Raw genomic sequence first — 12,880 nt, forward strand, 5'->3', positions numbered from 1 at the left:
TCATGTAATATATTTGGTGGTAGTATGAGAGCCCTAGTTAACGGTGTGATCTATGTCTCATTTAACCCTGTTAAGAGGGTCTCGGGTCTGGTGATAGCAAATGATAGGGTAGTATTTGCCGGAGAGGGTGAAGTGGCAAGGAAAATAGCTGAGATGGCCGATGGAGAAGTGGTTGATCTTAAAGGTAAGTTCGTCATGCCAGCGTTCTTTGACTCCCATCTGCACTTAGACGAACTTGGAATGAGCCTTGAAATGGTAGATTTAAGGGGGGTTAAATCAATAGAGGAGCTCGTGAACAAGCTAAGATCCTCTAAGGCAAAGATAATCTTCGGCTTTGGGTGGGATCAAGACGAGCTCGGCAGGTGGCCCACGAGGGATGACCTCGATGGTATAGATAGGCCCGTGTTTATATACAGGAAGTGCTTTCATGTTGCCGTGGCAAACTCTAAGATGCTTGAACTCTTGAATCTGAAGCCCTCAGAGGACTTCGATGAGTCTACGGGACTGATAAAGGAGAAGGCGCTTGAGGAAGCTAGGAAAGTGATAAATGAAAAAGTCTTATCTGTTGATGACTATGCCCACTACATTTTAAGAGCCCAGGATCACCTACTTAACTTGGGAGTTCACTCCGTGGACTTCATGAGCGTCAACGAGAAAGCCCTCAAAGCCCTCTTCGAACTTGAGAGGGAGAGAAAACTTAGACTCAATGTTTTTGCATACCTAAATCCTGAATTGCTAGACAAGCTTGAGTCCCTTGGCCTGGGAAAATTTGAGGGTAGGAGGTTGGTAATAGCGGGAGTTAAGCTGTTCACAGACGGAAGCTTAGGTGCGAGAACCGCCCTTCTTAGTGAGCCGTATTCGGATGATCCTTCCACCTCGGGCCAGCTCGTTGCCGATAAGAATTATCTAGTGAGCGTCATTGAGAGGGCTAAATCCCTGGGTTTGGACGTTGCTATCCATGCCATAGGTGATAAGGCACTTGACGTTGCCTTGGATGCGTTTGAAGAAACTGAATTCGCAGGGAGGATAGAGCATGCATCGGTAGTCAGGGATGATCAGCTTGAGAGGATCAAAGATTTGGGTATTAGGCTCTCGGTTCAGCCCCACTTCATAATCAGCGATTGGTGGGTCGTTGAGAGGGTTGGAGAGGAGAGGGCTAAGTGGGTCTACAGGTTCAAAACCTTAAGCAAGTACGCTGAGCTCGGGTTCAGTACGGATGCGCCAATAGAGCCTGCTGATCCATGGTTGACTGTAGATGCCGCTGTGAACAGGGGTAAAAGCAAGGTTAAGCTGTACGAGCTGACGAAGGGTGAAGCCTTATCTATGGATGAAGCCCTGCACTTCTATACCTACGGTTCAGCCAGCGTGTCGCTGGCTAGGGACATTGGAAAGCTTGAGCCAGGGTTTAAGGCCGAGTACATAGTATTGGATAGGGATCCCTTAAAACTTGCCTTCTCTTAGTCTTTAAGTGATCGCGCTCCACTGGTGGGGAATTTTATATTTTCCCTTTCTTTTTATAGGGCCAAAGGGAGGTCGGATTTTGAAAGTTAAGGATTGAAATGCGTTTATCAGAAAATAGCGGGCCGGCCGGGATTTGAACCCGGGACTTCCGCCTCCGGAGGGCGGCGTTCTATCCTGGCTAAACTACCGGCCCACCTACTTCCTTTTAAAGAACCTAACTTAAATTTCTTACTGGTGATATCATGCCCAGGATAGCCGTCATAGGAGGTTCTGGAGTCTACGACTTCCCTGCAGAGAATAAAAGGGAGGAAGTAGTGAAGACTCCCTACGGTGAAGTAACCGTAACCATCGGAAGGATAAGTGGAGAGGAAGTGGTTTTCCTCGCCAGGCATGGAAGAGGACACTCAATCCCTCCCCACAAGATAAACTATAGGGCCAACATTTGGGCCCTCTACGAGCTCGGGGTTGAGAGGATTATTGCCACCTCAGCGGTTGGCTCCCTAAACCCAAATATGAAACCTGGAGATTTCATAGTTCTTGACCAGCTCATGGACTTTACTGTTTCGAGGCCCAGGACATTTTATGATGGAGAAGAAAGTCCCCACGATAGGAAGTTCGTTGCCCACGTTGACTTTACGGAACCCTACTGCCCCGAGATAAGGAGGGCACTAATAACTGCCGCAAAGAACCTAGCCCTCCCCTACCACCCTCGGGGAACTTACGTGTGTACTGAAGGTCCTAGATTTGAGACTGCTGCCGAAATCAGAGCTTACAGAATCCTGGGTGGCGACGTAGTAGGGATGACTCAGTGCCCTGAGGCGATACTTGCAAGGGAGCTCGAGATGTGCTACGCCAGCGTTGCGATAGTTACCAACTATGCCGCGGGGATAAGCCATCAAAAGCTAACTCACTCTGAAGTGATTGAGTTGATGCAGAAGAAAACGAGGGAGATAGTCTCGTTAATAGTTCATGCAATTCCCCTTATCCCAAAGGAAAGGAATTGCCCCTGTAAAGATGCGCTTAAGGGGGCTACTGGGTGAATCCAATCTTTTCAATTCTTGAAACTTTGAAATTTTGCCATAAACTTGTAAAATAAATCTTAAAAATATTCTTTTCTTTGACAAAACAAAGGCAATCGGAGGTGCCCGGATGGGCTGGGTTGAGAGGTATTTTGAATTTGAAAAGTATAACACTGATCTTAGAACTGAGATCCTTGCCGGATTGACAACATTCATGACCATGGCTTACATCCTCTTCGTAAACCCCTCAATTCTTAGTGCAGCGATGGGCAAGGAGGCATTTGATTCACTCGTTACTGCGACAGCGTTGGCCGCAGGCCTCACGACTATACTAATGGGAATCTATGCCAAGAAACCATTCGCTCTTGCCCCAGGAATGGGGCTCAACGCGTACTTTGCCTTTACGGTAGCTCCCAAGTACGGATGGAAAGTTGCGCTGGCCGCGGTGTTCATTGAGGGTATAATATTCATAATACTAAGCGTGACCAAGGTCAGAAGTGCAATAATCCATGCAATTCCCCTGAGCCAGAAGTACGCTGTTGGTGCTGGTATTGGGCTGTTCTTAACTTTCATAGGGCTTAATGATGTTGGTCTTCTGACAGCGGCAACAACAGAGGAGGGAATCCTTAAACTTACAGGCCTTAATGCCCATGCATTGGCAAAGCCCGAAACACTACTGTTCCTCTTCGGTCTGTTCGTTGCGGCAATTCTAATCGGTCTAAGGATCAAGGGTGCACTACTGATATCGATACTTGCAACTAGCATCATAGGATGGATAACAGGAGTTGCTCCTTGGCCAGAGAAGTTGTTCTCGATGCCCACAATAAGCTACACCTTCCTGAAGCTTGACCTCCACGGCTTACTCAATGCTGGAGCCCTTGGAGTAGTCTTTGCATTCTTCATGGTGGACTTCTTCGACACCCTTGGAACGGTCACCGGTTTGAGTGCCAAGGCGGGCTTCCTGACCAAGGAGGGTAAGATACCAGATGCAGAGAAGGTTCTCCTCACGGATGCAATAGGAACTACGTTCGGTGCAATACTCGGTACCTCGACCGTCACAACGTACATCGAGAGTGCGGCAGGCATAGAGGAGGGTGGCAGAACGGGATTTACGGCCGTCATAGTTGGCCTCCTATTCCTGGCAATAGGCCTCTTCATCGCGCCACTAGCGAAGGCCATTCCAACCTTCGCAACGGCTCCCGCCTTAGTGATAGTTGGTTACTACATGATGAGCGCCTTCAAGGAGGTTGACTTCAGCGATCCAACTGAAGCAATTCCAGCGTTCTTAGTGTTGATAACGATACCTTTCACTTACTCAATAGCCGATGGAATTGGAGTTGGCTTCATAAGCTACACCCTACTCAAGGTATTCACTGGAAGGTGGAAGGAGGTACACCCACTAATGTACATCTTGACCCTCGTGTTCATCGGCTACTTCGCCTACCTTGCCACTGCCTGATTCTTCCCTTACCTTTTTTAGGAACTGCTTCAGGACGTAAGGGCAGTGCTCCTGGACATAGCTTATAAACTCTTTTATCCTCTGGATTGTTATGTCATGGACATAGTGCTCGAACTGGCACGCATCTTCCTCCGCAATCTCAGGGGGAATTCCCAGGACATTGGTAAAGAACTCTGTAAGGAGGACGTGCTTAGAATAAGTCCTTTCCGCTATCTTCCTGCCCTCTTCCGTTAAGAGTATCCTATCATATTTTTCGTACTCAACCAAGCCTTTCTCGGCAAGCTTCTTCAGGGCATCAACGACGCTTGGGGGCTTAACGTGCAAAACCTTAGCTATGTCTTTAACCCTAATCACGCCCTTATTCTTCTGAAGAAGGTACATGACCTCCAAGTATTCCTCCTCCCTCTTTGAAACCACCTTTACCCACCAAAATTAGACTAACCTAAAGAATTTAAATAATTAATTGAGGGGAATCCTCTCAACTTCAACTCTGTCCCAAGTTGGATACTCCTCCACTATGTAGAACCTTACATCCCCCTCGATGGCATCCGCGAGCTCCTCCGCAACTTCAACGGGCATCTCTATCCTTCTCTTCTCCCAGTTGATGTAGAGCCACTCCTCAGGGACTCCCGCTTCTTCAACGAGCAATTCGTACAGCTCCCCAAGATCCTCGTACTCCGCTATTCCAAATCTCAGCGTTCCATCCTCAGTTATCTCCATGTAAGGCTTTGCAACATTTTTGGCCATCCTCCTTAGCCTGTTCCTGAGCTGGACTGCATCTTTCAGCTTTGCAGTGCAGAGGTGGTAGTTCAATGACGTGTTCTTCTCGCCCCACTCCAGGATCTCAAGGCCCAATTCAAGGGAGCCTTTTATAGCCGAGCTCTCATCGCTTATTGGCTTGTATCCTCTCGTGAGCAGGTTCCTTAGATTGGTCTCACTGAACTCGAGCTCGTTTATGTTTAGGAACTTTCCTCCCAAGTTGTCCAAGAGGCTTGCGAACCACTTTATCCTGTCCCCAAACTCTGGGACGGCAGGAACTTCCCCTCCGACGTCCCATGAGAAATCGAAGGCCTTCTTCATATTCTCGATTTCCCTCTGCAAGAACTTTGAGTTCGGCTCAAATAAGTCGGGATGAAACCTTATCTCATCCAATCCCGCATCGTAAAGTTTCTGTAGGGCTTTTTCATCGGCTAGTATTCCTGTAGTGTAGAGGTGGATGTGGAACTTTTCCCCGAACTCCTCCTTCAGGATTCTAACGTACTCAACAGTCCTCGAAAGCCTCGCTAAGGGATCTCCCCCTGTAACTCCGGCTCCTCTCGCCTCTTGAATCTTTGCCTCCTCTATTATATCTTCTATGGACTTAACCGGCCTTTCGTTGGCGTAAACTACATCTCTCCTCCTCCAGGGGCTCAGAGGGCAATAGAAGCATTTTCTGGGACAGATGCCGGTGACGAAAAGGACAAGTTTTTCCCCCCTAACGCAGTACTTACACCCTTCTGGAAGTTCCCCGACAACGTAGGAGTAGTATGGGGTTTCCCTCATTCAAATCCCCTCAGCCAGCCATCCTCTAATCATTAAATCATTTAACAGCTCTCTCATCATAGGGCCACCTTCTCGATGACCTTCGGTATCTCCTGAGGTTCAAGTGCCGTCTCAACTATATAACCCTTCTCCACCAGTATCTTGGTGAACAGGTCCTGCCTCCTCCACCCATCTAGGGTCATGTCACCGTAGAACATGAGCTCGGGTAATATTATTAGCCCTATGTCAACCTCTGGCAGTTTCTCAACTTCCCTGAGAACGTCCCTACCTGTAAGAAGACCTGCCGTTCCTATGTTGCCCCCAAAGAATTCATTTTTGACCATGACAACATTAATTCTAGGGAACAGCCTTTTCATCTCGGAATAAGCGAGCTCCCCCGTTAATATGTAAGTTGGAATCTCCGGCTCTATATCGAAGGGCTTAAGTCCCGTTGTAAACTCGCCTAGCAATGCTAAGAATATTGGAGGAATAACTATCCTGATGTCGAGCTCTTCATCCTTTTCCAGGGCCACCCTCTTTACAAACGTGAGCTCTTCCTTGGTTAAGGATCTAACGCCAAATCTGTTGTACCTCGTAACTCCCACAGGGAACAGCCTTACCTCGTGAATTCCCATTGAATCAAGATCCTCAATTATCTCCCCTATATCTTCTACGTTGTACCCTGGGGTAAGGATTATGTCCGCTATCACCCTGAAGTGCTCCGCTACAAAGGGGAGAAGGTCTATTAGCTTCCCCGCATGTCTGTTCCTCATCAATCTAGCCCTTACATCCTTCTTCGTTGTGTGAACTGAGATCTGAATCTCATCAAGGCCTGCCGAGTACAGGCTCTCAACTCTGTCCTTGTCGAACTTTACATTTCCTGAAGTGTCCGTAACCCTTATCCAAAGATCGTAGTGCTCCCTTGCGTACCTTATCCTATTTTCAAGTTCCGGATCATTCAAGGTGTCGTGCCTTGGAACTTTGTATATCATATCGGGAGGATTTTGGAGGAGGTAGCAGAATATGCAACCGTTCCCACAGGGTCCAGCTTTGGAAGAGGGAGGAATAACCAAAAGATCCTCCCTCTCCTCTATTCCATCGAGCTCATACTTCGTTATCTTCCTCAGCTTTAGGTCTTCAGTAAGTTCGTACATCTGTCATGGTGCTTGGGATCTGGTTTAAAAGCTCTTCCCCTAGGTTCTCGTAGAATGAAAGTGACGCCACCGATGTGAACGCGTGGAGCAAGGCCATTACTGGTGCCTGAAGGAATGCCCCAATAAGTAGCCCCAGGAACGATTGAGAGAACATTAGTGGAATGAATACGAGGATGCTGGCGACTATGTAGAGAGTAAGGACCGTTAGCATTAAAAGTAGACCGAAACCGAACGTAGATTTTGGCTTCCGCAGAGGCACCAAAAATTCTCCTACACCCTTCCTTATGGAGCCATTTACAACGTACGCCGGGAAAATTACTGATACCGCTCCCCCAAAAAATGTAAGTGCAAGGATCTCTATCGTCAGGAGGGCCAGCATCCCTATGATTGTCACGGTCTTTGACCCTCCAATGATCCCGACTCCGATTATTAAGGTGAAAGGTATCGCGACAATAATGGCAACGAGACCTAAGATAACAGCCGACACTAAGGTCACTATGAACGCCGAAATTACATTCTCTAATCCAGATATCAAGGCATCTCCAATGCTTAAGGCCTCCCCCAGATGTTTGCGATGGGCATATATCGTCACCGAATACTGAGCGGCCGAGAGGAGGAGTGCGTAAAGAAGAGCAATTATCAGAAGAGCCCTTACCTGATCCGGAGATAGCTGTTCATACGTCCCATGCTCCTCAAATATTATATCTCCTTTTTCAAGGTTTTCTAAAGATCTGAGAGCGTTGTTCTTCTGAACGTATGCGTTTATTGGAGCCAAGATTAAGAGGAAAATCAGCGGGATCATAACTACCTTAGGGTTAGAGATTAGGAAGGACACTGCTTCTCCAAACGATTTTATAGCCACCATGCTTAAACCCCACTCGGTGATGGTATTACTCTTTAAAAATATAATGTATCCTCCAAAAGCTTTTAAAGCCCATAAAGGTTTATGGGTAATCGGGAGTGGGCCGGTAGCTCAGCCTGGGAGAGCGCCGCCCTCGCAAGGCGGAGGCCGCGGGTTCAAATCCCGCCCGGTCCACCATCTTAAGTTTTCTAATTAATCATATCAACGCCTGATTAATAAATTTTGAACTTATCAATGGTAAAAGCACTCACTATCTATTAAGTGTAATAATTAGAATCTATAACCTTATAAGCCCTCAGCTGGAGCGTTATTCGGGGATCTATATGGACGGAGAGAAGACTGTTCTCAGAAAGTTTGAGCACATAGAACATTGTCTCAAGAGAAATGTCCAGGCTCACGTTTCAAATGGCTTTGAGGACGTTCATTTAATTCACATGTGCCTTCCCGAAATCGATAAGGAAGAAATAGATCTCTCAGTAAAGTTCCTAGGCAGAAAATTCGATTATCCCATAATGATCACTGGGATGACTGGGGGGACGAGAAGAGGTGAAATTGCCTGGAAGATAAACAGGACTCTAGCTCAGGTTGCTCAGGAGCTAAACATCCCCTTTGGGGTTGGAAGCCAGAGAGCGATGATAGAAAAGCCTGAGACTTGGGAGAGCTACTACGTTAGGGATGTTGCGCCTGATGTGTTCCTTGTAAGCAACTTGGGGGCACCACAATTTGGCAAAAACGCTAGAAAGAGATATGGAGTTAAGGAAGTCCTCCACGCGATAGAAAAGATAGAGGCAGATGCAATAGCAATTCACATGAATCCCCTTCAGGAGAGCGTTCAACCTGAAGGAGACACGACCTTTGCAGGCGTGCTAGAGGCCCTCGCTGAGATAAAGTCGAGCATAGATTATCCTATCATAGCTAAGGAAACGGGAGCTGGGGTCTCTAGGGAGGTTGCCGTCAAGCTTGAGGGGATTGGAATTGATGCAATAGACATAAGTGGTTTAGGTGGGACGAGCTGGAGTGGCGTTGAGTATTATAGGGCAAAAGACGAAGTTGGAAAAAGGTTAGCGTTGAGATTTTGGGACTGGGGAATCAAAACTGCGATAAGCTTGGCCGAGGTCAGATACTGGACTAACCTCCCCATAATAGCGAGTGGTGGAATGAGGGATGGGATTACCATGGCAAAGGCATTGGCAATGGGTGCATCTTTGGTTGGCGTTGCCCTGCCCGTTCTCAAACCAGCCGCCAAGGGGGACGTTGAGGGCGTAAAAAGAATTATTATGGGATATGTAGAAGAGTTGAAAAATGCAATGTTCTTAGTGGGGGCTAAGTCCGTGGTTGAGTTAAAGAGGGTGCCTCTTGTGATAACGGGTTTCACAAGGGAATGGTTAGAACAGAGAATAAACCTCAATGGTTTCTTAAGCTCTCGCCTTTAGAACTATTCTTTTTAGCCGATTCTTCGCAGAAGAAAAATTTATTAACATGACGCTAACAAAACCACAATTGATTAGTTATATATAGTGAGATAAAATAAAGAAGGTGAAGTGAAGTGAAGAATTACCAACTTGTGTTTGAATGGCCCAAGAAAAAGTTGCCTCTTAAGTATAAAAGGGAGTGGGATCTTGTAAGAGTTAAGGCGAGAGAAGATAAGCTCCTTGAAACCCTGATCAAGATTTCCCAGGAGTCTGAGAGTAACCTCGAGATCTCAATTGTTAAGGGAAAGAAAAACATTGGAGAAGCAAGGATAAAGGAGAACTCAATAATGATTGCCTTCTATGGAAGCTCCCCTTACATACCAGAAAGCGTTACCCTTTACATCCCTGGTCACGAGAATCTATCCGTAATAGATGAACTACCTTTCATACAGTCTGGAACGGTGGAAAACCTAAGGGGCAGGAAGGAAGGCAACAGGATTGAAGTTATCTTTAGGGCAGAGGTTAGAGGACTTGAACTTTATCCAAGGTTCGAAGGTGAGAAGCCAGAGATTACGCTTAGATTCATTAAAGATGGATATGGAAAGTGGGAAGAGCTCTGCCTTGAGGAAGTCAGAATAAAAGGAGAGAAAGAGGAAGTTAGACTTCAAATGAAGGAACGTAAGCTTTAACCCCACTTCTCACACACTTTCCTGGGCACACTTTTCTTAAGGGACAGTTTTCGCAACTTGAAGTTTTTATCTCCCTTACATAGCCCAGGGACTTAAGTACCTCGAGCATGCCCTCTACCTCCTCCTTGGGAACTTTAAGCCTCTTAGCTATCTCTTCCGTTGTATAAGTGCCCTTCTGCATAAGCTCGAGTAACTCCTCAAGCTTTCCCATTTAGATCACCGAACCTATAGCATAGGCGAGTATACCTACAATGGTGGCCAGCGCTAAATTGTACACTACGGCAACCGTCATCCACTTGGTTCCTCCCTCAGCCCTTATAGCGGCAAGCGTAGCTATGCATGGCAGGTATAGCGTCGTTACCAGGGCGAGCACGTAGGCTTGAAGAGGGGTCATCGCGTGAACCATTGCTCCAGCCAAAGATTCCTCACTCACTCCATAGATGACACTGTACGTTGCTATAACGTTCTCCTTCGCAATTATTCCAAAGATCAGACTCACCGCCGCTTTCCAGTCTAAGCCCATTAGCCTAGCTATTGGTTCAAAGGCCCTCCCCAACCTCTCAGCATAGCTCAAACCTGTTCCTACCGGCTGAGGATAGCTCGAGAGGTACCATATAGCGATCGAGCCTAAGAGTATCACCGTTGCGGCCTTCCTGAGAAACTCCTTGCTCCTCTCCCAGGAGTGGATTATCACGGTCTTCCACGAGGGTATTGAGTACTCCGGCAACTCTATAACGAACGGGCTCTCCTCTCCCTTGATAAAGAACTTGCCTAGGATCAATGCAGAAATCAATGCTAGGGCTATCGCTATTGCGTAGATGCTTATCGCGACTAGGGCCGCTTTATCTGGGAAGAACGTTCCCGCCAAGAACGTTATTACCACCATCCTCGCCACACAGGGAATTAGAGGATTCACGAGCATCGTTAATATTCTGTCCCTCTCGTTCTCCAAGATTCTGGTTGCCATTATGGCAGGAACGTTACAGCCGAACGCCAAGACCATTGGAATTATCGCTTTCCCTGGGAGATTAAACACCCTCAAGAACCTCTCCATCATTGCAGCTATTCTGGCCATGTATCCCGTATCCTCAAGTATCGACATGCCAACGAACAACAAGAACACCAACGGGAAGAAGCTTAACACCGCCCCAACTCCGCCAATGATTCCATCCACTATAAGACCCCTAAGGGTTTCGTTGGTTATATGTGGGGCTATTGCATCTCCCAGCCACGAGAACGCTGAATCAAGCCACTCCTGGAGGGGTCCACCGAGCGTAAACACAAACTGGAACAGGATATAGAACACGATAAGCATGGAGATAAGGCCGTAAACTGGGTGAGTCAAAAGCTTATCGAGTTGATCGCTCAAAGTCTCCCTTATTTCAACCGGGTGCCTAACGAACCTTCTCAACAACCCCTCAAGAAACTCGTACTTCTGGCTTGCCATCACTATGTCGAGGGACCTCTTGTACTTCTGCTCAAGCTCTCCTATGTGCTTGAGTATCTCATCCATCTTTGATTGACCCAAGTACTTGAGAACGAGCTTTATGACCTCTTCATCCCTTTGGAGGAGCTTTATAGCGAGCCACCTTATCGGGTACTTTTCGGCCAGTGGAGTTCCCTTTAGAACCTGGGAGACGTGATCTATCTCCCTCTCTATGTCATCATCGTACTTCGGAATGACAGGATTCGTGGTTATTTTACCCTCAGCCATCATCACTATTAGTCTTTTTAATTCTTCAAGCCCCTCACCGCTTTTCGCATTCGTAGGAACAACTGGAACTCCAAGGGCTCTCTGCATCTCCTTTATGTCTATTTCGACCCCCTTCTTCTTTATGAGGTCGAACTTGTTGAGAGCTATTATCACGTTCTTTGCTCCCATCTCGAATAGCTCCATGGTCAAGAAAAGGTTCCTCATTAGGCATGTGGAATCCACTATATCAACTACAACACTAACATTGCCTTCAAGTATGAAGTTCCTCGCTATAAGCTCGTCAACACTATGGGCCGTCATCGAGTAAATTCCGGGGAGATCCACTACCAGGAACTCCTTATCCCTGTACTTGAATATCCCCTCTTTCTTCTCCACGGTAACCCCGGGCCAGTTGCCGACGTGTTGTCTTAATCCTGTGAGGGCGTTGAATATCGTCGTCTTTCCAACGTTTGGATTCCCAACGAGGGCTATTGTCTTCAGCATAGCTAAATCCTCCTGACGATTATCTTCCTTGCTATCCCCCAGCCTATGGCTATCCTTGATGAACCGATAGCTATTATCATTGGTCCAGGCCCCCTGCTTTTGATGACTCTAACCGTAACTCCTGGAGCTATCCCCATTGCTATCAGCTTCGCCCTAGCGTTGGGGCCTCCATGAACGTCAACGACAACCCCTGCTTCCCCCTCTCTTAGTGCCGTCAATGGCACGTACAAGTTAGGCACCTCCCAATATTGTTAGGACAACCTAATTTCTAAGAGGAGTCTTTAAAAGGCTTATGTCCGAAAAGCGAAAAATAAAGTTTGAATTTCGCTATAAAGGGAGCGAGAAAAAATCTATTGTATTTTTCTCAGTTATCTTTTCTATTTCAGGCTTCGGAATTTCCTTTAACTTTGAAAGCTCCTCGATAGCAACCATTACATACCAGGGCTTGTTTCTTTCTCCCCTGTAGGGACTCATGTAGGGAGAGTCCGTCTCAACAACGAGGCTTTCAATGTCAAGGGCCTTAGCAACCTCCCTTACTTCAGGTATGAAGACTATACCAGTTACTATCCCGATTATGTGCCCATTCTCTGCTATTTCCCTCGCTACCTCTACAGGCCCCGTGTAAGCGTGGAAATATGCCTTAACTCCGAACTTCTGCACGAGTTCATAAGCTTCCCTCTCTGCATCTCTTGCATGTATTACAGCAGGTAAATCTAATTCCACGGCGAGCTCCAAAAAGTGCTCAAATATTCTTCTCTGGTTCTCCTTTTCCCTTTCTGTTTTCGCGTGGAAATAGTCTAGGCCTATCTCGCCTATCGCGTATATCTCCTTCGCATGATCTCTAATGAAATTCTCCACCTTCCTAACTTTCTCCCAGTTCCCCCTCCTAGCCTCGTTCGGATGGTAGCCCAGGGTAGGGAAGAGAAAACCGAAATAAGGCTTCAGCAGATCCCAGCTCTTCCAGACGTGGGTTTTCCTGTACTCAGTTATTGAGTCAACTATCGCCCTGAGCCTCTCTTGAGCCGCCCTGATTATCTCCTCATGATCCTTTTTGTAGAACTCAACGTGAGCGTGAGCATCTATCATCTTCAATCACCGAAAAGCTT

At 47.0% G+C, this 12,880-nt stretch carries 13 protein-coding genes and 2 tRNA genes; 6 read left to right on the plus strand and 9 right to left on the minus strand.

All coding sequences use genetic code 11. The annotated features are described in order from the left end of the window. Window positions 1-24: 24 nt before the first annotated feature. On the plus strand, window positions 25-1,461 hold the full coding sequence (locus P8X24_RS06145) for an amidohydrolase (protein ID WP_372914550.1): 1,437 nt from the start codon (window positions 25-27) through the stop codon (window positions 1,459-1,461). Between the two features lie 118 nt (window positions 1,462-1,579). On the opposite strand, the gene P8X24_RS06150 is transcribed toward P8X24_RS06145, so the two are convergent. Then, a tRNA-Arg gene (locus P8X24_RS06150) sits at window positions 1,580-1,654 on the minus strand. Between the two features lie 49 nt (window positions 1,655-1,703). Here P8X24_RS06150 and mtnP point away from each other — a divergent pair. Together mtnP and P8X24_RS06160 are read left to right on the plus strand one after the other, a co-directional pair. Beyond that, the gene (gene mtnP / locus P8X24_RS06155) at window positions 1,704-2,501 is read left to right on the plus strand and encodes an S-methyl-5'-thioadenosine phosphorylase (RefSeq protein ID WP_372914551.1); all 798 of its coding nucleotides are present in this window, start codon (window positions 1,704-1,706) and stop codon (window positions 2,499-2,501) included. 109 nt (window positions 2,502-2,610) lie between these two features. Continuing rightward, the gene (locus tag P8X24_RS06160) at window positions 2,611-3,939 is read left to right on the plus strand and encodes an NCS2 family permease (protein WP_372914552.1); all 1,329 of its coding nucleotides are present in this window, start codon (window positions 2,611-2,613) and stop codon (window positions 3,937-3,939) included. On the opposite strand, the gene P8X24_RS06165 is transcribed toward P8X24_RS06160, so the two are convergent. From P8X24_RS06165 to P8X24_RS06180, 4 genes are read right to left on the minus strand one after another with little or no spacing between them, the layout of a single operon-like run. Further along, window positions 3,880-4,356, minus strand: coding sequence for a metal-dependent transcriptional regulator (locus P8X24_RS06165; RefSeq protein WP_372914553.1), 477 nt, complete (start codon window positions 4,354-4,356; stop codon window positions 3,880-3,882). The genes P8X24_RS06160 and P8X24_RS06165 overlap by 60 nt on opposite strands. Before the next feature lie 42 nt (window positions 4,357-4,398). Then, complete coding sequence (locus P8X24_RS06170; protein WP_372914554.1) at window positions 4,399-5,481, minus strand: radical SAM protein; 1,083 nt, start codon at window positions 5,479-5,481, stop codon at window positions 4,399-4,401. Window positions 5,482-5,537: 56 nt separating this feature from the next. Continuing rightward, the gene (locus P8X24_RS06175; protein ID WP_372914555.1) at window positions 5,538-6,614 is read right to left on the minus strand and encodes a DUF512 domain-containing protein; all 1,077 of its coding nucleotides are present in this window, start codon (window positions 6,612-6,614) and stop codon (window positions 5,538-5,540) included. Further along, entirely contained in the window at window positions 6,598-7,479 is an 882-nt protein-coding gene (locus P8X24_RS06180) for a hypothetical protein (protein WP_372914556.1), read from the minus strand. The genes P8X24_RS06175 and P8X24_RS06180 overlap by 17 nt, the downstream gene beginning before the upstream one ends. Before the next feature lie 97 nt (window positions 7,480-7,576). Here P8X24_RS06180 and P8X24_RS06185 point away from each other — a divergent pair. The 3 genes from P8X24_RS06185 (at window position 7,577) to P8X24_RS06195 (ending at window position 9,577) form a co-directional block, all read left to right on the plus strand. After that, window positions 7,577-7,653 (plus strand) — tRNA-Ala (locus P8X24_RS06185). A gap of 146 nt (window positions 7,654-7,799) precedes the next feature. Beyond that, a complete protein-coding gene (gene fni / locus P8X24_RS06190; protein WP_372914557.1) occupies window positions 7,800-8,909 on the plus strand; it encodes a type 2 isopentenyl-diphosphate Delta-isomerase in 1,110 nt (369 codons plus the stop codon). A gap of 113 nt (window positions 8,910-9,022) precedes the next feature. Next, window positions 9,023-9,577, plus strand: coding sequence for a hypothetical protein (locus P8X24_RS06195; protein ID WP_372914558.1), 555 nt, complete (start codon window positions 9,023-9,025; stop codon window positions 9,575-9,577). Here P8X24_RS06195 and P8X24_RS06200 read toward each other — a convergent pair. The 4 genes from P8X24_RS06200 to P8X24_RS06215 form a co-directional block, all read right to left on the minus strand. After that, entirely contained in the window at window positions 9,546-9,788 is a 243-nt protein-coding gene (locus tag P8X24_RS06200) for a helix-turn-helix domain-containing protein (protein ID WP_372914559.1), read from the minus strand. The two genes, P8X24_RS06195 and P8X24_RS06200, sit on opposite strands and share 32 nt — an antisense overlap. Next, complete coding sequence (feoB, locus tag P8X24_RS06205) at window positions 9,789-11,774, minus strand: ferrous iron transport protein B (protein WP_372914560.1); 1,986 nt, start codon at window positions 11,772-11,774, stop codon at window positions 9,789-9,791. 2 nt (window positions 11,775-11,776) lie between these two features. Continuing rightward, window positions 11,777-12,004, minus strand: coding sequence for a FeoA family protein (locus P8X24_RS06210; protein WP_372914561.1), 228 nt, complete (start codon window positions 12,002-12,004; stop codon window positions 11,777-11,779). Window positions 12,005-12,101: 97 nt separating this feature from the next. Further along, window positions 12,102-12,860 (minus strand): YchF/TatD family DNA exonuclease, encoded by a 759-nt coding sequence (locus P8X24_RS06215; RefSeq protein ID WP_372914562.1) that lies wholly within the window; start codon window positions 12,858-12,860, stop codon window positions 12,102-12,104. Window positions 12,861-12,880 lie beyond the last annotated feature (20 nt).

Origin of the sequence: Pyrococcus kukulkanii, assembly GCF_041647995.1 — an archaeon.
Taxonomy (GTDB): Archaea; Methanobacteriota_B; Thermococci; order Thermococcales; family Thermococcaceae; genus Pyrococcus.

Bases quoted from the DNA above. Each gene is read 5' to 3' on its own strand.
- P8X24_RS06175 (WP_372914555.1), bottom strand. From the start codon at position 6,614: ATGTACGAACTTACTGAAGACCTAAAGCTGAGGAAGATAACGAAGTAT.
- P8X24_RS06160 (WP_372914552.1), top strand. From the start codon at position 2,611: ATGGGCTGGGTTGAGAGGTATTTTGAATTTGAAAAGTATAACACTGAT.
- feoB (WP_372914560.1), bottom strand. From the start codon at position 11,774: ATGCTGAAGACAATAGCCCTCGTTGGGAATCCAAACGTTGGAAAGACG.
- P8X24_RS06200 (WP_372914559.1), bottom strand. From the start codon at position 9,788: ATGGGAAAGCTTGAGGAGTTACTCGAGCTTATGCAGAAGGGCACTTAT.
- mtnP (WP_372914551.1), top strand. From the start codon at position 1,704: ATGCCCAGGATAGCCGTCATAGGAGGTTCTGGAGTCTACGACTTCCCT.
- fni (WP_372914557.1), top strand. From the start codon at position 7,800: ATGGACGGAGAGAAGACTGTTCTCAGAAAGTTTGAGCACATAGAACAT.
- P8X24_RS06170 (WP_372914554.1), bottom strand. From the start codon at position 5,481: ATGAGGGAAACCCCATACTACTCCTACGTTGTCGGGGAACTTCCAGAA.
- P8X24_RS06180 (WP_372914556.1), bottom strand. From the start codon at position 7,479: ATGGTGGCTATAAAATCGTTTGGAGAAGCAGTGTCCTTCCTAATCTCT.
- P8X24_RS06215 (WP_372914562.1), bottom strand. From the start codon at position 12,860: ATGATAGATGCTCACGCTCACGTTGAGTTCTACAAAAAGGATCATGAG.
- P8X24_RS06145 (WP_372914550.1), top strand. From the start codon at position 25: ATGAGAGCCCTAGTTAACGGTGTGATCTATGTCTCATTTAACCCTGTT.